Below are 21,375 nucleotides of genomic sequence, written 5' to 3'. Positions count from 1 at the left end.
CCGAGACCCCCGGCACCGGCGCCGGCGGCGCGAGCGGCCCGACCGGCGCGTCGAACCCCGGCTCGGCCGGCACGGCCTTTGGCCCGCAGGAGATCGCGCGCCGCGACGTCAGCGGCTCCACCGCCGGCCGCGCCCGCGAGGGGATGTTCGGCATCCAGGGCTCGGGCGACACGACGGGCTTCGGCGGCCTGCGCCTGCCCGGCTACGCCCCGGCGCCTGCCGAACGCCCCTACGGCGGCTGGTTCGACGAGGTCGCCGACGAGGCCGCCGCGGCGCTGGCCGACGACACCGACGCCCCCGGCGTCGACTTCGACACGTGCGTCCACCAGGTGACCGTCGATCGCGGCGAGATGACCTGGTACGTCGACCGCGAGCACCTCGTGCGGCTCGCCCGCACCCTGCGCGACGACCCCGCGCTGCGCTTCGAGTTCTGCTCCGGGGTCTCGGGCGTCGACTACGGCGAGGGCGTGCCGCAGCAGCTGCACGTCGTGGTCCACCTGCTGTCGATGACCTACCGGCGCCGACTGCGCCTCGAGGTCGCCCTCGAGCTCGACGACGCGCACTGCCCGTCGCTGGTCGACGTCTACCCGACCGCCGACTGGCACGAGCGCGAGACCTGGGACATGTTCGGCATCGTCTTCGACGGCCACCCGAGCCTGACCCGGATCCTCATGCCGGACGACTGGAACGGCCACCCGCAGCTCAAGAGCTACCCGCTCGGCGGCATCCCCGTGGAGTACCACGACGCGGAGATCCCGCCGCCCGACCAGCGGAGGGCCTACACGTGAGCACCACACACGACGACCCGGCTCGTCCCGATCCCTATGGCGCCTCCAGCCGCGAGACCACCGAGGGCACCGTCTACACGGTCACCGGTGGCGACTGGGACGAGATGGTCGACCAGACCGCGGGCGACGAGCGCATCGTCATCAACATGGGTCCGCAGCACCCGTCGACGCACGGCGTGCTGCGGCTGGTGCTGGAGCTGCAGGGCGAGGTCGTCACCGACGCGCGCCTGGTCATCGGCTACCTGCACACCGGCATCGAGAAGAACTGCGAGTACCGCACCTGGACCCAGGGCGTCACCTTCGTGACGCGGGCGGACTACCTCGCGCCGATCTTCAACGAGACGGCCTACTGCCTCTCGACCGAGCGCCTGCTCGGCATCGAGGTGCCCGAGCGCGCCGCGACGATCCGCGTGCTCCTCATGGAGATCAACCGGATCGGCTCGCACCTGGTCGCCCTCGCCACGGGCGGCATGGAGCTCGGGGCGCTGACCGGCATGACCAACGGCTTCCGGGAGCGCGAGGAGGTCCTGCACCTGCTCGAGTTCCTCACCGGCCTGCGCATGAACCACGCGTTCGTCCGCCCCGGCGGGGTCGTGCAGGACCTGCCCGAGGGCTACGAGGAGCGCATCCGGTCGTTCATCACCGTGATGCGCGAGCGGCTGCCCGGCTTCCACAAGCTGCTCACCGGCAACCGCATCTGGCGCCAGCGGCTCGAGGGCGTCGGCTACCTGCCGGTCGACGGCTGCCTCGCGCTCGGCGTCACCGGGCCGATCCTGCGGTCGGCGGGCCTGGCGTGGGACCTGCGCGAGGTCGACCCGTACCTCGGCTACGAGCACTACGACTTCGAGGTGCCCACCGAGACCGCGGCGGACAGCTTCGCCCGCTATCTGCTGCGGGTCGAGGAGATGAACCAGTCGCTGCGGATCATCGAGCAGGTCCTCGACCGTCTCGAGCCCGGCCCGGTCATGATCCAGGACGCGAAGATCGCCTGGCCCGCGAAGCTGTCGATCGGCGCGGACGGCATGGGCAACTCCCTCGAGCACGTCCGGCAGATCATGGGTCAGTCGATGGAGTCCCTGATCCACCACTTCAAGCTGGTCACCGAGGGCTTCAAGGTGCCGCCGGGCCAGGCCTACGTGCCGATCGAGTCGCCGCGCGGCGAGATGGGTGCGCACCTGGTGTCCGACGGCGGCACCCGGCCCCTGCGCGTGCACATGCGCGACCCCAGCTTCGTCAACCTGCAGTCCGCGCCCGCGATGTCCGAGGGCGGCATGGTCTCCGACGTCATCGCCGCGCTGGCCTCGCTGGATCCCGTGATGGGGGGGTGTGACCGATGAGCCCGCTGCCGCCCGAGGCGCCGCCGCAGGCCCCGCCGGTGGATCCCGCGCACGCCATCGACGAGGCCGGCGGCACGGTCGCCCAGCACGGTGAGCTCGCGTCGGTCGACACCACGGTGTTCGACGGCGTCCGCGAGCGCGCCGCGGCGATCCTGCTGCGCTACCCCGAGCCGCGGTCGGCGCTGCTGCCGCTGCTGCACCTCACCCAGCACGTCGAGGGCCACGTCTCCCGGGCCGGCATCGCGTTCTGCGCGGAGGTCCTGGGGATCACGACGGCCGAGGTGTCGGCGGTCGCGACCTTCTACACGATGTACAAGCGCGAGCCCGTCGGCCGCCATCTCGTCAGCGTCTGCACGAACACGCTGTGCGCGGCCCTGGGCGGTGACGACATCTACGCCGCCGTGCGCGAGCGTCTCGACGGCATCGGCCACGAGCAGACCGCCGCGGACGGCTCGATGACGATCGAGCACGCCGAGTGCCTCGCCGCGTGCGACCTCGCGCCCGTGCTGACCGTCGACTACGAGTTCTTCGACAAGCAGACCGTCGACTCGGCGGTCGAGATCGTCGACGCGCTGCGGCGCGGGGAGAAGCCGCACCCGACGCGCGGGGCCCCGCTGACCGACTTCCGGTCGGTGGAGCTGCTGCTGGCCGGGTTCTTCGACGACCCGGCGGTCGGCGGGCTCGAGGCCGTCGCGGGCCCGTCGGCGGCCGAGGAGAGCCTGCGCGGCGCCCGGCTCGCCGAGGAGCGCGGGTGGACGGCACCGCCCGTGCCGGACGAGGGGAGTTCGTCGTGACCGACCCGTTGACCCCGGTCCTGACCAAGCACTGGCTGGGACCCGAGTCGTGGACGCTGCGCCACTACACCGAGCTCGGCGGCTACGAGGCGCTGACCACGGCGCTGAACACCCCGGCCGACGACCTCATCGCCCTGATCAAGGACTCCGGCCTGCGCGGCCGCGGCGGCGCGGGCTTCCCGACGGGCATGAAGTGGAGCTTCATCCCGCAGGCCAAGCCGGGCGAGGAGCCCACCGGCCCGGCGGCGAAGCCCAAGTACCTCGTCATCAACGCCGACGAGGGCGAGCCGGGCACCTGCAAGGACGTCCCGCTGATGATGGCCGACCCGCACTCGCTCATCGAGGGCTGCATCATCACGAGCTGGGCGATCCGCGCCCACTACTGCGCGATCTACGTGCGGGGCGAGGTCGTGCACTGCGTCCGGCGCCTGCACGCCGCGGTGCGCGAGGCCTACGAGGCCGGGCACCTCGGGCGGGACATCCACGGCACCGGCTTCGACCTCGACATCGTCGTGCACGCCGGCGCCGGGGCGTACATCTGCGGCGAGGAGACCGCGCTGCTCGACTCGCTCGAGGGCCGCCGCGGCCAGCCGCGCCTCAAGCCGCCGTTCCCGGCGACCGCGGGCCTCTACGCCGCGCCGACCGTCGTCAACAACGTCGAGACCATCGCGACCGTCCCGGCGATCGTGTCGGGCGGCAAGGACTGGTTCCGCACGATGGGCCGCGAGCGCTCGCCCGGCCCGAAGATCTTCTCGTTGTCCGGGCACGTCGAGCGTCCCGGGCAGTACGAGGCGCCGCTGGGCACCACGCTGCGCGAGCTCCTCGACCTGGCCGGCGGCATGTCCGGCGGCATTCCGCTGAAGTTCTGGACGCCGGGCGGGTCGTCCACGCCGCTGCTGACCGCCGAGCACCTCGACGTGCCGCTCGACTTCGAGGGCGCCACCGAGGCCGGCTCGATGCTCGGGACCACGGCGCTCATGATCTTCAACGAGACCGTATCGGTGCCGTGGGCGGTCATGAAGTGGACCGAGTTCTACGAGCACGAGTCCTGCGGCAAGTGCACGCCGTGCCGCGAGGGCTGCTACTGGCTCGCCGGGATCCTGCGCCGGATGGTCGAGGGCCACGGCACCGAGGCCGACATCGACACGCTGCTCGACGTCTGCGACAACGTGCTCGGGCGCTCGTTCTGCGCCCTCGGCGACGGGGCGGTCTCGCCGATCACCAGCGGCATCAAGTACTTCCGCGAGGAGTTCGTCGCGCTCTGCGAGGCGCAGACCCGGCACCCGGAAGTCGAGCGGATCGTCGAGCTGAGCGGAGCCAGCGCGTGACACAGGCACCGGAGAAGACGGACGCCGAGGGCCCCCCGATCCGGGAGGGCCACGTCCGGCTCACCATCGACGACCAGGTCGTCGACGCCCCGCAGGGCGAGCTGATCATCCGCACGTGCGAGCGGCTCGGCATCGTCGTCCCGCGCTTCTGCGACCACCCCCTGCTCGACCCGGCCGGCGCCTGCCGCCAGTGCCTGGTCGAGGTGGAGATGGGCGGGCGCAAGATGCCCAAGCCGCAGGCCAGCTGCACGATGACCGTCGCCCAGGACATGGTCGTCAACACCCAGATGACCTCGCCGGTCGCCGACAAGGCGCAGCAGGGCGTCATGGAGCTGCTGCTGATCAACCACCCGCTGGACTGCCCGATCTGCGACAAGGGCGGCGAGTGCCCCCTGCAGAACCAGGCGATGTCCTCGGGCCGGGCGGAGTCGCGGTTCGTCGAGGAGAAACGGACCTTCGCCAAGCCGCTGCCGATCTCCGACGAGGTGCTGCTCGACCGCGAGCGCTGCGTGCTCTGCCAGCGCTGCACCCGGTTCTCGCGCCAGATCGCGGGCGACCAGTTCATCGAGCTGCTCGAGCGCGGCGCGCACCAGCAGATCGGCACCGAGGAGACCGCCTTCGGCGAGGGCGAGGACTTCCAGTCCTACTTCTCGGGCAACACCATCCAGATCTGCCCGGTGGGCGCGCTGACCTCGGCGTCGTACCGCTTCCGGTCGCGCCCGTTCGACCTCGTCTCCACCGCCGGGGTGGCCGAGCACGACAGCTCGGGCGCCGCGGTGCGCCGCGACTGGCGCCGGGGCGCGGTCACCCGCGTCCTGGCCGGCGACGACCCCGAGGTCAACGAGGAGTGGATCGACGACAAGACCCGCTTCGCCTTCCGCTACGCCCAGGCCGCCGGTCGCATCACGCGCCCGCTGGTGCGCGGCGACGACGGCGAGCTGCACGAGGCCTCGTGGACCGACGCCCTCGAGCGCGCCGCCTCCCTCCTCGTCGCCGCGCGTGACGGCGAGGTGGTCAGCGAAGCGCCGTCACAGACGCTCAGCGTCCGCAACGGGACTTCGATCACCGAGGACTCGGGCGACTCCGCCGACGACGAGGAGACGGAGCGTGAGCCCAAGCGCGGCGTCGGCGTCCTGCCCGGCGGGCGTCTGACGGTCGAGGACGCGTACGCCTACGCGAAGTTCGCGCGCCTGGCACTCGGTACCAACGACATCGACGCCCGCGCCCGCGCGCACTCCGGCGAGGAGCTGGACTTCCTCGCCGCGCACGTCGCCGGCACCGGTCTCGGCGTGACCTACGCCGACCTCGAGGAGGCCTCGACGGTCCTCACCGTCGCCCTCGAGGTCGAGGAGGAGGCGCCGGTCGTCTTCCTGCGGCTGCGCAAGGCGGCGCGCCAGGGCACGGCGGTGCACCACCTCGGCCAGTGGTCGACGCCGGCGGTCGTCAAGACCGGCGGCCACCTCGTGGCCTGCGCCCCGGGCGGCGAGCCCGCCGCGCTCGACGCGCTGCCCGACGCCCTCGCCGAGGCGCTCACCCGTCCCGGCGCGGTCGTGCTCGTGGGCGAGCGCGCCGCCGAGGTGCCCGGGCTCTACGCCGCGGTCTCGGCGCTGGCCGGCCGCAGCGGCGCGAAGGTCGCCTGGATCCCCCGCCGCGCCGGGGAGCGCGGCGCGGTGGACGCCGGCGCGCTGCCGACCCTGCTGCCGGGCGGCCGCCCGATCGACGACGTCGCCCGCGCCCAGCTCGCGTCGACCTGGGGCGTGACCGAGCTGCCCGCGACCCCGGGCCGCGACGCCGCCGCGATCCTGCGCGCGGCCGCGGCCGGTGAGCTCGCCGGCCTCGTGGTCGGCGGCGTCGAGATCGCCGACCTCCCGGACCCCGTGCTCGCCCGCGAGGCGCTGCGCGCGGCCGACGTGGTCGTGAGCCTCGAGCAGGCCCACTCCGAAGTCACGCCGTACGCCGACGTCGTGCTGCCGGTGGCGCCCGTGGTCAACAAGTCGGGCACCTTCCGCAACTGGGAGGGCCGGGACCGCCGCTTCGCCACCACCATCGACCCGTCCGGCGGGTCGTCGGGCCGGGTCGGCGGCACCGCGGCGATCACGCTGCCGGACTGCCGGGTGCTCGACACCCTCGCCGTCGAGATGGACGTCGACCTGTTCACCCAGACCCCGGAGGTCGCCGCCGCGGAGCTCGAGCGCCTCGGCGTCGCCCGCCCGGCGCGGCCGGCGCCGGTGCGCGGTCCCGACCACCCGGATCGCCCCGAGGGCCACCACGCCGCGCTGGTCGTCACCGAGGAGGAGTATCTCGTGGCGACGCCGGCGGGGCTCGCCGAGGTCGACGTCGTGTCGGTGGTCGAGGTGGACGACGAGGAGCGCGCCGCGACCACCTCGGACGCCGACGGCGGTCTGCGGCTCGCCACCTGGCGCCAGCTCCTCGACGGCGGGTCGCTGCTCGTCGACGAGCCCGAGCTCGCCGGCACGGCCCGGCCGCCGAAGATCCGCGTGTCGACCGCGACGGCGCAGCGGCTGGACCTGCACGAGGACGACGTCGCGACGCTGGCGGGCCCGCGCGGCGAGCTGCACCTCGAGGTGGAGCTCGCGGACCTGCCCGTGGACGTCGTCTGGGCCCCGGCCCGCGTGGTCGAGCCGGGCGGCGCCGTCACCCTGGCCGGCCTCGGTCTCACCCACGGAGGCCCCGTCCGCGTGACCGGGTCGCACGACGGGAGCCAGAGGTGAACCCAGTCCCCCCGCCGGGGTACTACCAGACCCTGATCGCGGACGACCCGTTCTGGCTGACGCTCATCAAGGTCCTCGTGATCTTCGTCCTGCTGATGCTGGTCACGCTGTTCATGATCTGGTTCGAGCGCCGGGTCGTGGGGCGGATGCAGCAGCGCCCGGGGCCGAACTGGAACGGGCCGTTCGGCCTGCTCCAGTCGCTGGCCGACGGGCTCAAGCTGGCGTTCAAGGAGGACATCCGCCCGGTCCTCGCCGACAAGGCGGTCTTCTTCATCGCGCCGGTGCTCTCGGTGGTCCCGGCGTTCGTCGCGTGGTCGGTGATCCCGCTCGGCCCGCAGGTCTCGATCTTCGGTGAGCAGACCGCGCTCCAGCTGACCGACCTCCCCGTCGGCGTGCTGGTCGTGCTCGCGTGCTCGTCGATCGGCGTCTACGGCATCGTGCTCGCGGGGTGGGCGTCCGGCTCGCCGTACCCGCTGCTCGGCAGCCTGCGGAGCGCCGCCCAGGTGATCTCCTACGAGCTCGCGCTCGGCCTGTCGATCATCGCGGTGGTGCTCTACTCCGGGTCGCTGTCGACCGCGGACATCGTCTCCGCGCAGGAGGGCGGCTGGTACATCTGGCTGCTGCCGGTCAGCTTCGTGATCTTCGCGGTGTCGATGGTCGGCGAGACCAACCGCGCGCCGTTCGACCTGCCCGAGGCCGAGTCCGAGCTGGTCGGCGGCTTCCACACCGAGTACTCGTCGCTGAAGTTCGCGCTCTTCTTCCTCGCCGAGTACGTCAACATGGTCACCCTCTCCGCGGTCGCCACGACGCTGTTCCTCGGTGGCTGGCGCGCCCCGTGGCCGCTGTCGCTGTGGGCCGGGGCGAACGAGGGCTGGTGGCCGCTGCTCTGGTTCTTCGGCAAGACGCTGGCGTTCCTGTTCGTCTACGTCTGGCTGCGCGGCACGCTGCCCCGCCAGCGCTACGACCAGTTCATGCGCCTGGGCTGGAAGCTGCTGATCCCGATCAGCCTGCTCTGGGTGGTGCTGGTGGCCACGTTGCGCGTGCTGCGCAGCGAGCTGACCACCGGCCAGATCCTCATCGTGGGCGGCGTGGTGCTGGTGCTGCTGGTCGGCGCCGCCCTGCTCATCCCCGACCAGGCGCCGCCGGAGGAGGACCCGGAGCCGCCGGTCGTCGCGGACTACCCCGTGCCACCGCTCGACCTCGCCGTCCCGCCGACCCCGAAACGCCGCCGCCGCGCGGTCGCGGGCTCGCGGGAGAAGCAGAAGGACAGCGAGCCGGTGGGCGCGGGGACGGGACAGGACGCGGAGCCTGCCGGAGCCGGACCATCGAAGGGAGACCGCTGATGGGCATGTTCGACGGGCTCGCCGGGTTCGGCGTGACCTTCTCGACGATGTTCCGCAAGGTCGTCACCGAGGACTACCCGCGGGTGAAGAAGGTGACCGCCCCGCGCTACCACGGGCGGCACCAGCTCAACCGCCATCCCGACGGCCTCGAGAAGTGCGTCGGCTGCGAGCTGTGCGCCTGGGCCTGCCCGGCCGACGCGATCTACGTCGAGGGCGGCGACAACACCGACGAGGAGCGCTACTCGCCGGGCGAGCGCTACGGCGCGATCTACCAGATCAACTACCTGCGCTGCATCGGCTGCGGCCTGTGCATCGAGGCGTGCCCGACGCGGTCGCTGACGATGACCAACGAGTACGAGCTCGCGGACGACGACCGCCAGGACCTGATCTACGACAAGGAGCGCCTGCTCGCGCCGCTGCTGCCGGGCATGGAGCAGCCGCCCCACCCGATGCGCCTCGGCGAGGACGAGCAGGACTACTACGTGCAGGGTCCGGAGATGGCGCGCCGGCCCGACGTCCAGGACCAGGTCCGTGAGGAGATCCCCATGACGCCCGGTGCCGTGCCCGGGGAGGCCCGGTGAGCGCCCTGCTGGCGAGCGCCGCGCCGATGACGGGCGGCGGGGAGATGAGCACCGGCGAGTCGGTGGTGTTCTGGATCCTCGGCCCGGTCGCGCTCGCCGGCGGCCTCGGGATGATCTTCTCGCGGAACGCCGTGCACTCGGCGCTGTGGCTGGTGCTCACGATGCTGAGCCTCGGCGTGCTCTACATGGTCCAGCAGGCGCCCTTCCTCGGCTTCACACAGATCATCGTCTACACCGGCGCGATCATGATGCTGTTCGTGTTCGTGCTGATGATGGTCGGACGCGACGCCTCGGACTCGGTGGTCGAGGTGCTGCGCGGGCAGCGGCTCGCGGCCGCCGTCCTCGGCGTCGGGCTCGGGGGGCTCGCGGTGGCGGCGGTCGCCGAGACGCTCACGACCGTCGGCCCGGTCGGCCTCGGCCCGGGCTACGGCCCCGAGGCCCGCGGCAACGTCCAGGCGCTGGGCACGAGCATCTTCCGCGACTACCTGCTGCCGTTCGAGCTGACCTCGGCGCTGCTGATCACCGCCGCGGTCGGCGCGATGGTCTACACCTTCGCCGGCCAGGCGCGCCGCAAGCAGGCGAGCCAGCGCGAGCGCGTCGTCGAACGGCTGCGCGGCCCGCTGGCGGGCTACGGCTCGCGGTCCGGCCCGGGCGTCTTCGCGACCGCCGACTCGGTCGCCACCCCGGCCCTGCTGCCCGACGGCTCGGTCGCCCCGGCGTCGCTGTCGCAGATCATCGAGTCGACCCGCCGCGAGCGGCTCGACGCCGACATCGCCGACGTGCAGTCGCAGAGCGGTCCCGCCGGTGAGGTCGACGCGCGGGCCCTGCGGGGCGGTGACGGCGACGGTCACGGCGCCGGCAGCACGCACGACCGCCTCAGCGAGGGCGAGCACGAGGGTGAGGGAGCCCGATGAGCCCCACCGTCTACCTGCTGCTCTCCGCGCTGCTGTTCGCCATCGGCGCGGTCGGGGTGCTCGTGCGGCGCAACGCCATCGTCGTGTTCATGTGTATCGAGCTGATGCTCAACGCCGTGAACCTGACGCTCGTCACGTTCGCCCGCATCAACGGCTCGCTCGGCGGCCAGATCATGGCCTTCTTCGTCATGGTCGTCGCCGCGGCCGAGGTCGTCGTCGGCCTCTCGATCATCATGGCGATCTTCCGCTCCCGCCGCTCGACCTCGGTCGACGACGCCAACCTGCTCAAGTACTAACTTGCCGCCCCAAGCAGATACGGCAGTCAGCGCTCCTTCGTCGCGCTCCCTACCGACCTGCGGCGCGAATGAGAAAGGGGTCAGAGAGTCGTGTCGTTGCTGACCGCCGCCGCCCCGCTCCCCCCGGTGCTCCCCGCCGAGGGCGCCGCCGGCGCGGCCTGGCTGCTCGTCGCCTTCCCCGCGCTCGGCGCGCTCGTCCTGTTCGTGGGCGGGCGCCGCACCGACCGCTGGGGTCACGTCCTCGGCGTCGCGACGGTCGTCGCGTCGTTCGTCGTCGCCGTCGTGCTGTTCGCCGGGTCGCTCGGGCTGCCCGCCGAGGAGCGGGTGCGCGACCTGGGCCTCTACGACTGGTTCGTCGTCGGCGCGCTCAACGTCGAGTTCGGCCTGCGCATCGACCCGCTGTCGATCACGTTCGCCCTGCTCATCACGGGTGTCGGATCGCTGATCCACATCTACTCCGTGGGCTACATGGACCACGACCCGCACCGCCGGAAGTTCTTCGCCCAGCTCAACCTCTTCGTGGCGTCGATGCTGGTGCTGGTCCTCGGCAACGGGTTCGTGACGCTCTACCTCGGGTGGGAGGGCGTCGGTCTCGCGTCGTACCTGCTCATCGGCTTCTACACCGGACGCCGGTCGGCGGGCAGCGCCGCGAAGAAGGCGTTCCTCATGAACCGGGTCGGTGACGTCGGGCTCGCGCTGGCGATCTTCCTGCTGTTCCTCGAACTGGGCACCACGCAGTACGGCGAGGTGTTCGCCCGCGCCGGTGAGATCTCCCCGGGCGCGCTGACCGCGATCACGCTGCTGCTGCTGCTCGGCGCCTGCGGCAAGTCGGGCCAGTTCCCGCTGCAGGCGTGGCTGCCCGACGCCATGGAGGGCCCGACGCCGGTGTCGGCGCTCATCCACGCCGCCACGATGGTCACCGCCGGCGTCTACCTCATCGCGCGCGCCAACCCGCTGTACGACCTGGCGCCGGTGGGGCAGCTGCTCGTGACGATCGTCGGCGCGATCACGCTGGTGATCGGGGCGATCATCGGGTGCGCCTACGACGACATCAAGAAGGTCCTGGCGTACTCCACGGTCAGCCAGATCGGCTACATGATGCTGGCCGTCGGCCTCGGCCCGGTCGGCTACGCGGCGGCCCTGGCGCACCTGCTCGCCCACGGCTTCTTCAAGGCCGGGCTCTTCCTCGGCGCCGGCTCGGTGATGCACGGCATGACCGACGAGACCGACATGCGCCGCTTCGGCGGGCTCTGGCGCCACATGCCGGTGACGTTCTGGACGTTCACCTTCGGCTACCTGGCCCTGATCGGCTTCCCGTTCTTCTCGGGCTACTACACGAAGGACCTGATCATCGAGGCCTCGCTGACCGCGGGCCCGGTCGGCGGCTGGATCTTCGGGCTCGCCGCGCTCCTGGCGGCCGGTCTCACGGCGTTCTACATGACGCGCCTGATGCTCATGACGTTCTTCGGACCCGAGCGCTGGAAGGACCTGAAGCCCCGGCGCATCGACGCGGCCGACCTGGAGGACCCGCCCGAGCACTACCACCCGCACGAGTCGGTGGCCGCGATGACGGCACCGATGGTGCTGCTGGCGATCGGCTCGCTCGGGGCCGGCGCGTTCCTCGTGCTCGGCGAGCACCTGGCCGACTACCTCGAGGCCTCGATCGGCCCCACGATCGAGCCCGACACGCTCCCGACCGCGTTCCCGGTCGGCCTGGTGCCCGTGTTCGCCTCGATCCTCATGGTCGTGGGCGCGGGCACCGCCTACCTGCTGATCGGGCGCCGTGAGGTGCCGGTCGAGCGCCCGCAGCGCGTGAGCCTGCCGGTGCGGGCGGCCCGGGCGGACCTGTTCGCCAACACGATCAACGAGAGCGTCATCGCGCGGCCGGGCATCTGGCTGTCCCGCGCGCTGGTCTACCTCGACAACCGCGGCGTGGACGGCGCGGTCAACGGCACCGCCGCGCTGCTCGGCGGGACGTCGGGCCGGTTGCGGCGCACGCAGACCGGCTTCGTCCGCTCCTACGCCCTGACCATCCTCGGAGGTTCCGTCGTGCTCGTCGCGGCTCTCCTCGTCGTCGGCGGGTTCGGCTCGTGAGCGCGCTGCTGCTCGCCCTGCTGCTGGTCCCGCTGATCGGGGCGGCCGTCTGCGGCGCCATGGCGACCCGCGAGCACCTCGACCGCGCGGGCAAGGCCGTCGGCCTCGGCTTCTCCGCGGTCTCGCTGGTGCTCGTCGTCGCGGTGTGGGCGATGTTCCGGACCGGACCGGGCACGCCGCGGTTCCAGGGCGAGCTCGCCGTCGACTGGATCCCCGCGTTCGGCACCCGCTTCGCGCTCGGCATCGACGGCATCGCGCTGACGATGATCGCGCTGCTCGCGGTCCTCGTGCCGATCGTGCTGGGCTTCGCGTGGGGCGACAAGCTGCCCCCGGGGCGCACCGGGGCCGGGTTCACCGCGCTGATGCTGGCCACCCAGGGCGTGCTCGTCGGCGTCTTCGCCGCGACCGACGTGTTCCTGTTCTACGTCCTGTTCGAGGCGATGCTCATCCCGATGTACTTCCTCATCGGGCGCTTCGGCGGGCCGCGCCGCCAGTACGCCGCGGTGAAGTTCTTCCTGTACTCGTTCCTCGGCGGCCTGATCATGCTGGCGTCGGTGATCGGGCTGTTCGTCGCCAGCGAGTCCCGCCTCGGGCAGGGCACGTTCGACTGGGCGGCGCTGCAGCAGATGGCCGGGCAGCTGCCGCTGTCGACGCAGATCCCGCTCTTCCTCGGGTTCTTCGCCGCGTTCGCCATCAAGGCGCCGCTGGTGCCGCTGCACACGTGGCTGCCCGACGCCGGTGCCGAGGCGCCCGTCGCGGGCGGCGTGATCCTCGTCGGCCTGCTCGACAAGGTCGGAGTGTTCGGGTTCCTGCGCTACACGCTGCCGCTGTTCCCGGCGGCGTCGCGGGAGCTGGCGCCGCTGGTGCTGACGCTCGCGGTGATCGGCGTGATCTACGGGGCGCTGCTCGCGGCGGCGCAGACCGACATGAAGCGCTTCGTCGCCTACACCTCGATCGCGCACTTCGGCTACATCGCGCTCGGCATCTTCGCCTTCACCTCGCAGGCGATCGCCGGCTCGGCGCTCTACATGGTCAACCACGGCATCTCGACCGCGATGCTCTTCCTCGCCGTCGGCATGCTGATCCGCCGCGGCGGGACAGCCTCGATGACCGAGTACGGCGGCGTCGGGCGCGCGGCGCCGCTGCTCGCGGGGATGTTCCTCATCGCCGGCCTCTCGACGCTCTCGCTGCCCGGCACGAACTCGTTCATCAGCGAGTTCCTCGTGCTCATCGGCGCGTTCCCGACCCGGCCCGTGTTCACGGTGATCGCCACCGTCGGGATCGTCTTCGCGGCGCTCTACGTGCTGTGGGTCTACCAGCGGGTCTTCACGGGCCCGCTGCGCGGCACGGCCGTCGTCGGTGACGGGCCCGGGGCGGCGTCGGCGGCGACGATGGGCTCCGGGGACGACACCGACGACACCGGGGGCTCCTGGGCCCGCCGCACCACGGCCCGCTTCGGCGACCTGACCCGCGGCGAGATCGCCATCATGACGCCGCTGGTGGCCCTCGTCCTCGTGCTCGGGTTCTTCCCCGGGCCGGTCCTCGACGTCCTCGACCCGGCGGTGTCGGCGACCATGTCCGAGGTCGGCGCCGTCGACCCGGTGGCCCCGGCCGCCCCGACCAACGGAGTGCCGCGATGACCGGTCCCGCGTTCCCGACGGTCGACTACGGCGCTCTCGCGCCCATGTTGATCATTCTCGGGGCGGCGTGCGTGTCGGTGCTGCTCGAGGCGCTCCTGCCGCTGCGCGGACGGGGGCGGGCGCAGCTCACCCTGACCCTCGTCGCGATCGTGGCCGCGTTCCTCGCGGTGGTCGTGCGCGCGACCTCGGGCGCGCCGGCGGTGACGACGCTCGCCGGCGCCCTCGCCGTCGACGGGCCCTCGCTGTTCCTGTGGGGCACGCTGCTCGCGCTGGCCGTGCCGAGCGTGCTGCTGCTCGCCGACCGGTCGATCGAGCCCGGCGGCGCCTTCGTGGCCGACCCGGTGGCGCTCGCCGAGGCGGAGAGCCGGGAGCGCGTCTCCGCGGGGACGCGCGGCGGCGGCCGTGTGGGCGGCTCCGGCGGCTCCGGCGGCTCGGGTCGCGCCGCGCGCGGCACCGACGCCGTCGAGGGCCACACCGAGATCTACCCGCTCGTGCTCTTCGCGCTCGGCGGGATGATCGTCTTCTGTGCCGCCGACGACCTGCTGACGATGTTCGTCGCGCTCGAGGTGCTCAGCCTGCCGCTCTACCTGCTCTGCGGGCTCGCGCGCCGGCGCCGGCTGATGAGCCAGGAGTCGGCGGTCAAGTACTTCCTGCTCGGCGCGTTCTCGTCGGCGTTCTTCCTCTACGGCCTCGCGCTGCTCTACGGCTACGCGGACTCGGTGAAGCTCTCGGACATCTCGCTGGCCGCCGCGGGCTCGCTGCGCCCGGACTCGCTGCTGTTCGGCGGGCTGGCGCTGCTGGTGGTGGGCCTGCTCTTCAAGGCCTCGGTGGGCCCGTTCCACACGTGGACCCCGGACGTCTACCAGGGCGCCCCGACCTCGGTGACCGCCTTCATGGCCGCGTGCACCAAGGTCGCGGCGTTCGGGGCGATCCTGCGGGTGTTCACCGTCGCGTTCGGCTCCACGGTCTGGGAGTGGCGCGGCGTGCTGTGGATCGTCGCGATCGTGTCGATGGTGGTCGGCGCCGTGCTCGGCCTGACCCAGACCGACGTCAAGCGCATGATCGCGTACTCGTCGGTCGCCCACGCAGGCTTCCTACTGCTCGGCGCGATGGCCGTCACCCCGGCCGGGCTCTCGGCGACGCTGTTCTACCTGCTGGCCTACGGGTTCACGACGGTCGCGCTGTTCGGGCTGGTCTCGCTGGTGCGCGGCCCCGACGGCGAGGCGACGCACCTCTCGGCGTGGGCGGGGCTCGGGAGGCGCTCGCCGGTGGTCGCGGCCGCGGTGACGTTCCTCATGCTGGCCCTCGCCGGCATCCCGCTGACCAGTGGCTTCACCGCCAAGTTCGCGGTGTTCTCGGCGGCCCTGGCCGACGGGATGACGCCGCTGGTCATCGTGGCCCTGGTGGTCAGCGCGGTGGCGGCGTTCTTCTACCTGCGCCTGATCGTCCTCATGTACTTCTCGGAGCCCGCCGCGGACGGCCCGACCGTCAGCGTGCCTGGCCCCTTCACGACGGTGGCGATCACACTGGGGGTCGTGGTGACCCTGCTGCTCGGTGTCGTGCCGACCGCCGTCCTGGGATGGGCCGACGGCCTGTCCTTCCTAGGCTAGGACCGTGTCCGGACCCAACCCTGCCCTGACCCAGGTCGCGGGCCTGCCCATCGCCGACCCTGGCCTCGCCGCCGCGGTCGGCGAGGGCCTCGACCGCGTCGAGGAGCTGCTGCGCCGCGAGGTGTACAGCGACTACCGCTTCGTCACCGACACCTCGCTGCACCTCATCGAGGCCGGCGGCAAGCGGTTCCGCCCGCTGCTGACGCTGCTCGCCGCCCAGCTCGCCGGCGGGACCTCGGACGACGTGGTGGTGGCGGCGACGTCGGTGGAGCTCGTGCACCTCGCGACGCTCTACCACGACGACGTCATGGACGAGGCCGTCATGCGCCGCGGCGCCGAGAGCGCCAACGCCCGGTGGGACAACTCGATCGCGATCCTCACCGGCGACTACCTGTTCGCCCACGCCTCGCGCCTGGTCTCGCAGCTGGGCCCGGAGGCCGTGCGGATCATCGCGGAGACGTTCGCCGAGCTCGTGACGGGCCAGATGCGCGAGACCCGCGGGCCGCGCGACGGCGAGGACGCGGTCGAGCACTACCTCGCCGTCGTGGCCGAGAAGACCGGCTCGCTGATCGCGACCTCGGGGCGGTTCGGGGCCATGTTCGCGGGCGCGCCCCCCGAGCACGTCGCGGCGATGAGCCGGTTCGGCGAGATCATCGGGACCGCGTTCCAGGTCTCCGACGACATCATCGACATCGCCTCGCCGTCGGGCGACTCGGGCAAGACCCCCGGCACCGACCTGCGCGAGGGCGTCGCGACGCTGCCGGTGCTCTACACGCTCGCCGGCGACGGTCCCGAGGTCCCGCGGCTGCGCGCCCTCGGCGTCGGCACCCGCGAGCTCGACGACCACGAGGTGGGCGAGGCCCTCGAGCTCCTGCGCGGGTCGGCCGGCCTGCGCGAGGCCCGCGCGGCGCTCGACGCCCGCGCCGACGCCGCCCGCGCCGAGCTCGCCGCCCTGCCCGACGGCCCCGCCCGCCACGCCCTCGCCGCTCTCCTCGACTACACCGTCGCGCGCCCGGGCTGATCGGCGTACGTGAGCAGTTGGCGCCCCTATCGGGGCGCCAACTGCTCACGTACGGGGCGGCGGCGGAGGGCGTCGCCGGTGAAGAGGAGCAGGGCGGCCCAGACGAGGGCGACGCCGACCCAGCGGGAGGCGGGCATCGGCTCGCCGTCGACGACGACGCCGTAGAGGAACTGCAGCGTCGGGTTGATGTACTGCAGCACGCCGAGGGTCGCGAGCGTGAGGCGCTTCGCGCCGGCGGCGAAGAGCAGCAGCGGCAGCGCCGTGATCGGCCCCGCGGCGGCGAGCAGCAGCGCGTGCCCGACGCCGTGGCCCGCGAACGTGCCGATCCCGGCGATCTGCAACCCGACCAGAAAGACGATCGCCAGCGGCCCGAGCAGGAAGCCCTCGGCGGTCAGCCCGGGGATCGGGTCGAGCGGGACCTGCTTCTTCACCAGCCCGTACGTGCCGAAGCTCAGCGCCAGCACGATCGTGATCCAGGGCAGCCGTCCGGTGCCGACGGTGAGCACGACGACGGCCGCCACCGCCAGCCCGATCGCCACCCACTGCGCCAGGCGCAGCCGCTCGCGCAGCACGACGACCGCGAGCAGCACCGACACCAGCGGGGTCGCGTAGTAGCCCAGCGACGAGTCGACGACCTGGCCGTGCGTGGCGGCCCAGATGAACGCGCCCCAGTTCGCGGCGATGAGCACGGACCCGGCCGTGATCAGCATCCACGTCCGCGGCGGGAGGCCGCGCAGGTCCGACCACCGGCCCACGACGGTCAGCACGCCGACCATCCCGACCAACGTCCACGCGACACGGTGGGCGAGGGACTCGAGGGCACCCGCCGGCGCGAGCAGCGGCCAGAAGGCCGGCGAGAACCCCCACAGCGTGTACGCGGCGACCGCGGTCGCGTACCCCCGACCGGCGCCCCGCGCGTGATCGGGACCGCTCGTCCGACCCGTCCGCCGCGCCGGTGCGAAGCTCATGCGTGCACCCCGTGCTGGATGTCCTGCGCGCCCGACGGGACCGCGGCGACCGCCCCGGCGACCGCGGCGACCCGCACCGCGTCGTGCTGGCCGTCGAGGGCGGCGGGAGCCGGGCGACGCTCTCCGCGGGCATGACCGCCGAGCTCGCCGCCCGCGGCTACGCGCACGCCTTCGACGCCGTCCACGGGGCGTCGGCGGGCACCGTCAACGGCGCATGGTTCGTCGCGGGAGCCGCGGACGAGGGCGCGGCGGCCTGGTCGCGGCCCGGGGTGATGCGCCGGGTGACGGGCGTCGCCCGGTTCCTCGTCGGGCGACCGGTCGTCGACATGGCCTGGGTGGTCGACCACCTCTACGAGCGTGTCGTCCCCCTCGACTGGGACGCCGTGCGCGGAGCGGCGACGCCGCTGCACCCGATGGCGACCGACGCCGACACGGGCGCCTCGGTCGACCTGCGGCCGCTGGTCCACGACACCTCCACCCTGAAGACCGCGCTGCGGGCCTCGACGCACCTGCCGATCCTCGGCGGACCGCCGGTGGTGCTGTCCGGACGGCGCTTCCTCGACGCCGCGCTCGCCGAGACCCTGCCGTTCAGGACACCGCTCGCCGCCGGGGCGTCGCACGTCCTGCTGCTGCGGACGCGGCGCGCCGACGACCCCGTCCGGCCGCCGTGGCGCAGCGGGGACGCGCTGGCGCGCCTCCTGCTCGCCCGCACCGCGCCGGGCGCCGCCGCGGCCTGGCGGACGCGCTACGAGCGCCAGCTCGCCGACGGGGCCGCGCTCACCGGAGCGTTCGCGGGCCGCGTGCAGACGATCCGCCCGCCGCTGCGCACCCGCGATGTCGGCCAGCTCGAGACCGACCCCGCGGTGCTGCGCGAGGCGGTGGCGGCGGGCCGGGCGGCCGTGCACGCGTGGTGCACGGCCGCCCGCCCGGTCGCCTGACCTACTGCTCGTTCTCGGGCTCCGGGAGCACCGCCCAGGTGTCCTTGCCCCGCAGGAGGGCGTCGAGGTTGTCGCCGCGGGCCTCGGCCTGCTCCTTCGCGGCCGCGACCTGGGCGCGCGCGCCGTCGTCGTAGGTCGGGCGGTCGACCTTGCGGAAGACGCCGGTGATGGTGTGGGTGAGGTCCTGGTCGGAGAGCCGCGAGAGCGCGAACGACTGGGTCGGGTCCTGCTCGTCGGCGTGGTGGACCACGACGGCGTCCTCGCCGACGTCGGCCACCCGGGCGACCTCGAGCCCGCCCGAGGCCGAGCGCACGACGCCGTACTCGCCCTCGTTGCCGAACAGGATCGGCTCGCCGTCGACCAGCTTGATCAGCCGCTCGGCCACGTCGTCGCCCTTGCGCAGGACGTCGAACGACCCGTCGTTGAAGATCGGGCAGTCCTGGAAGATCTCCACCAGCGAGGCGCCGCGGTGGGCGGCGGCCTGGCGCAGGACCTCGGTGAGGCCCTTGCGGTCGGAGTCCAGCGCGCGACCCACGAACGTCGCCTCGGCGCCCAGCGCCAGCGACACCGGGTTGAACGGGGCGTCGACCGAGCCCATCGGCGTGGACTTGGTGACCTTGCCGACCTCGGAGGTCGGCGAGTACTGGCCCTTGGTCAGCCCGTAGATCCTGTTGTTGAACAGCAGGATCGTGATGTTCATGTTGCGGCGCAGCGCGTGGATCAGGTGGTTGCCCCCGATCGACAACGCGTCGCCGTCACCGGTGACGACCCAGACCGAGAGGTCCGGACGCGTCACCGCGAGGCCGGTCGCGATCGTCGGCGCGCGCCCGTGGATCGAGTGCATGCCGTAGGTGTCGAGGTAGTACGGGAACCGCGACGAGCAGCCGATGCCCGAGACGAACACGATGTTCTCGCGGCGCAGCCCCAGCTCCGGCAGGAACGAGCGCACGGACGCCAGCACGGCGTAGTCCCCGCAGCCCGGGCACCAGCGCACCTCCTGGTCGGAGGTGAAGTCCTTCGCCTTCTGCTGCTCGTCGGTGGTCGGGACGAGGTCCAGACCGCCGACCGCGGGAGTCGGCAGATCGGTGGCCGTCATGCGGGCAGGTCCCCCTTCACGGCGTCGGTGAGGACGCCGGCGAGCTCCTCGGCCTGGAACGGCAGGCCGGCGACCTTGGTGTACGAGTGCGCGTCGACGAGGAACCGCGCGCGCAGCAGCATCGAGAGCTGCCCGAGGTTCATCTCGGGCGCCACGACGCGGCGGTACGAGCGCAGGACGTCGCCGAGGTTGCGCGGCATCGGGTTGAGGTGGCGCAGGTGCGCCTGGGCCACCGAGAGCCCCGCGGCCCGGACGCGGCGGCAGGCCGCCCCGATCGGCCCGTACGACGAGCCCCAGCCCAGGACGAGGACCTCGGCGTCACCGTCGGGGTCGTGGACGGTGAGGTCGGGGACCTCGATGCCGTCGATCTTCGCCTGGCGCAGCCGGACCATGCGGTCGTGGTTGTCCGGGTCGTAGGAGATCGTGCCCGGGCCGTCGGCCTTCTCCAGCCCGCCGATGCGGTGCTCGAGGCCGGCGGTGCCCGGGATGGCCCACGGGCGGGCGAGGGTGTCGGCGTCGCGCAGGTACGGCCAGAACTCCCCGGAGCCGTCCGGGGCGTTGGCCTCGGTCGCGAACGTGACCGACAGGTCGGGGAGCGCGTCGACGTCGGGGATGCGCCACGGCTCGGAGCCGTTGGCGATCGAGCCGTCGGAGAGCAGGAAGACCGGGGTGCGGTAGGTCAGCGCCATCCGCACCGCGTCGAGCGCGGCGTCGAAGCAGTCGGCGGGCGACTGCGGGGCGATGATCGGCACCGGGGCCTCGCCGTTGCGGCCGTACATGGCCTGGAGCAGGTCGGCCTGCTCGGTCTTCGTCGGCAGGCCGGTCGACGGGCCGCCGCGCTGCACGTCGAGGATCAGCAGCGGCAGCTCGAGGGCCACCGCGAGGCCGATCGTCTCGGACTTCAGCGCGACACCCGGGCCGGAGGTCGACGTGACGCCCAGCGAGCCGCCGAACGACGCCCCGAGCGCGGCGCCGATGCCCGCGATCTCGTCCTCGGCCTGGAACGTCGTGACGCCCATGCCCTTGTGCTTCGAGAGCTCGTGCAGGACGTCGGACGCCGGTGTGATCGGGTAGGTGCCGAGGAAGACCGGGAGCTTCGCCTGCTGCCCGGCGGCGACGACGCCGTAGGCGAGCGCGAGGTTGCCGGTGATCTGGCGGTAGGTGCCCTCGGCCAGCCGCGCCGGCGCGACCTCGTAGGTGACCGCGAAGCTCTCGGTGGTCTCGCCGTAGTTCCAGCCGGCCCGGAACGCGAGGATGTTGGCCTCGGCGAGCTCGGGCTTCTTCGCGAACTTCTCGCGCAGGAACTGCTCGGTGCCCTCGGTGCCGCGGTGGTACATCCAGGACAGCAGGCCGAGCGCGAACATGTTCTTCGCGCGCTCGGCGTCCTTCTTGCTCATCCCCGTCGGCTCGAGCGCCCCGCGGGTCAGCGTCGCCATCGCGACCTGGTGGACCGTGTACGGGTCGAGCGAGTCGTCCTCGAGCGGGTTGGACTCGTAGCCGACCTTCGCGAGGTTGCGCTTGGTGAACTCGTCGGTGTTGACGATGAGGACGCCGCCGTGGGGCAGGTCGGCGAGGTTCGCCTTGAGCGCCGCCGGGTTCATCGCGACGAGGACGTCGGGCCGGTCGCCGGGGGTGAGGATGTCGTAGTCCGCGAAGTGGAGCTGGAAGCTCGACACCCCGGGGAGGGTCCCGGCAGGGGCACGGATCTCGGCGGGGAAGTTCGGCAGCGTCGCGAGGTCGTTCCCGAAGGCCGCGGCCTCGGAGGTGAACCGGTCGCCGGTCAGCTGCATGCCGTCCCCGGAGTCGCCCGCGAAGCGGATGACGACCCGATGGGTCTGGCGCACCTCCCGACCAGACGGCCCGACGGCGGTGTCAGTGCTCATCGAGCTCTTCCG

17 protein-coding genes are annotated in these 21,375 nt (G+C 72.7%); 14 read left to right on the top strand and 3 right to left on the bottom strand.

Annotated features, from left to right (window positions below; all coding sequences use genetic code 11):
* The first annotated feature begins 143 nt into the window (after positions 1-143).
* From QSK03_RS04685 to QSK03_RS04625, 13 genes are all read left to right on the top strand, one after another.
* Positions 144-788, top strand: coding sequence for an NADH-quinone oxidoreductase subunit C (locus QSK03_RS04685; protein ID WP_502872138.1), 645 nt, complete (start codon positions 144-146; stop codon positions 786-788).
* Complete coding sequence (locus tag QSK03_RS04680) at positions 785-2,125, top strand: NADH-quinone oxidoreductase subunit D (RefSeq protein ID WP_285648796.1); 1,341 nt, start codon at positions 785-787, stop codon at positions 2,123-2,125. The genes QSK03_RS04685 and QSK03_RS04680 overlap by 4 nt, the downstream gene beginning before the upstream one ends.
* Complete coding sequence (gene nuoE, locus QSK03_RS04675) at positions 2,122-2,919, top strand: NADH-quinone oxidoreductase subunit NuoE (protein WP_285648795.1); 798 nt, start codon at positions 2,122-2,124, stop codon at positions 2,917-2,919. The genes QSK03_RS04680 and nuoE overlap by 4 nt, the downstream gene beginning before the upstream one ends.
* Positions 2,916-4,247 (top strand): NADH-quinone oxidoreductase subunit NuoF, encoded by a 1,332-nt coding sequence (nuoF, locus tag QSK03_RS04670; protein ID WP_285648794.1) that lies wholly within the window; start codon positions 2,916-2,918, stop codon positions 4,245-4,247. The genes nuoE and nuoF overlap by 4 nt, the downstream gene beginning before the upstream one ends.
* A complete protein-coding gene (gene nuoG, locus QSK03_RS04665; RefSeq protein WP_285648793.1) occupies positions 4,244-6,979 on the top strand; it encodes an NADH-quinone oxidoreductase subunit NuoG in 2,736 nt (911 codons plus the stop codon). The genes nuoF and nuoG overlap by 4 nt, the downstream gene beginning before the upstream one ends.
* A complete protein-coding gene (gene nuoH / locus QSK03_RS04660) occupies positions 6,976-8,322 on the top strand; it encodes an NADH-quinone oxidoreductase subunit NuoH (protein ID WP_285648792.1) in 1,347 nt (448 codons plus the stop codon). The genes nuoG and nuoH overlap by 4 nt, the downstream gene beginning before the upstream one ends.
* A complete protein-coding gene (gene nuoI / locus QSK03_RS04655) occupies positions 8,322-8,903 on the top strand; it encodes an NADH-quinone oxidoreductase subunit NuoI (protein WP_285648791.1) in 582 nt (193 codons plus the stop codon). Before nuoH ends, nuoI begins: the two co-directional genes overlap by 1 nt.
* A gap of 26 nt (positions 8,904-8,929) precedes the next feature.
* Positions 8,930-9,817 carry an NADH-quinone oxidoreductase subunit J gene (locus tag QSK03_RS04650; RefSeq protein WP_502872137.1) on the top strand — a complete coding sequence of 296 codons (888 nt, stop codon included), beginning with the start codon at positions 8,930-8,932 and terminating at the stop codon, positions 9,815-9,817.
* Positions 9,814-10,113, top strand: a complete 300-nt coding sequence (gene nuoK / locus QSK03_RS04645) for an NADH-quinone oxidoreductase subunit NuoK (protein WP_285648790.1) — start codon at positions 9,814-9,816, stop codon at positions 10,111-10,113. Before QSK03_RS04650 ends, nuoK begins: the two co-directional genes overlap by 4 nt.
* A 96-nt stretch (positions 10,114-10,209) precedes the next feature.
* Complete coding sequence (gene nuoL, locus QSK03_RS04640) at positions 10,210-12,207, top strand: NADH-quinone oxidoreductase subunit L (protein WP_502872136.1); 1,998 nt, start codon at positions 10,210-10,212, stop codon at positions 12,205-12,207.
* Positions 12,204-13,847 carry an NADH-quinone oxidoreductase subunit M gene (locus QSK03_RS04635; protein WP_285648789.1) on the top strand — a complete coding sequence of 548 codons (1,644 nt, stop codon included), beginning with the start codon at positions 12,204-12,206 and terminating at the stop codon, positions 13,845-13,847. Before nuoL ends, QSK03_RS04635 begins: the two co-directional genes overlap by 4 nt.
* Positions 13,844-15,457 carry an NADH-quinone oxidoreductase subunit NuoN gene (nuoN, locus tag QSK03_RS04630; protein ID WP_285648788.1) on the top strand — a complete coding sequence of 538 codons (1,614 nt, stop codon included), beginning with the start codon at positions 13,844-13,846 and terminating at the stop codon, positions 15,455-15,457. The genes QSK03_RS04635 and nuoN overlap by 4 nt, the downstream gene beginning before the upstream one ends.
* 4 nt (positions 15,458-15,461) lie before the next feature.
* Positions 15,462-16,478, top strand: coding sequence for a polyprenyl synthetase family protein (locus QSK03_RS04625; protein ID WP_502872127.1), 1,017 nt, complete (start codon positions 15,462-15,464; stop codon positions 16,476-16,478).
* A gap of 26 nt (positions 16,479-16,504) precedes the next feature.
* On the opposite strand, the gene rarD is transcribed toward QSK03_RS04625, so the two are convergent.
* Positions 16,505-17,446: an EamA family transporter RarD gene (gene rarD / locus QSK03_RS04620; RefSeq protein ID WP_285648787.1), complete on the bottom strand. Its 942-nt coding sequence runs from the start codon at positions 17,444-17,446 to the stop codon at positions 16,505-16,507.
* A gap of 2 nt (positions 17,447-17,448) precedes the next feature.
* Between rarD and QSK03_RS04615 the strand changes: the two genes are divergently transcribed.
* Positions 17,449-18,384: a patatin-like phospholipase family protein gene (locus QSK03_RS04615; RefSeq protein WP_285648786.1), complete on the top strand. Its 936-nt coding sequence runs from the start codon at positions 17,449-17,451 to the stop codon at positions 18,382-18,384.
* Between the two features lies 1 nt (position 18,385).
* On the opposite strand, the gene QSK03_RS04610 is transcribed toward QSK03_RS04615, so the two are convergent.
* On the bottom strand, positions 18,386-19,480 hold the full coding sequence (locus tag QSK03_RS04610; RefSeq protein WP_285648785.1) for a 2-oxoacid:ferredoxin oxidoreductase subunit beta: 1,095 nt from the start codon (positions 19,478-19,480) through the stop codon (positions 18,386-18,388).
* Positions 19,477-21,363 (bottom strand): 2-oxoacid:acceptor oxidoreductase subunit alpha, encoded by a 1,887-nt coding sequence (locus tag QSK03_RS04605; protein ID WP_285648784.1) that lies wholly within the window; start codon positions 21,361-21,363, stop codon positions 19,477-19,479. The genes QSK03_RS04610 and QSK03_RS04605 overlap by 4 nt, the downstream gene beginning before the upstream one ends.
* Positions 21,364-21,375: the final 12 nt, after the last annotated feature.

This window comes from Actinomycetospora sp. NBRC 106375, from assembly GCF_030269665.1.
Lineage (GTDB): Bacteria > Actinomycetota > Actinomycetes > Mycobacteriales > Pseudonocardiaceae > Actinomycetospora.
The sequence above is the reverse complement of the archived record's forward strand: the minus strand, read 5'-3'. Positions and strand labels throughout refer to the sequence as shown.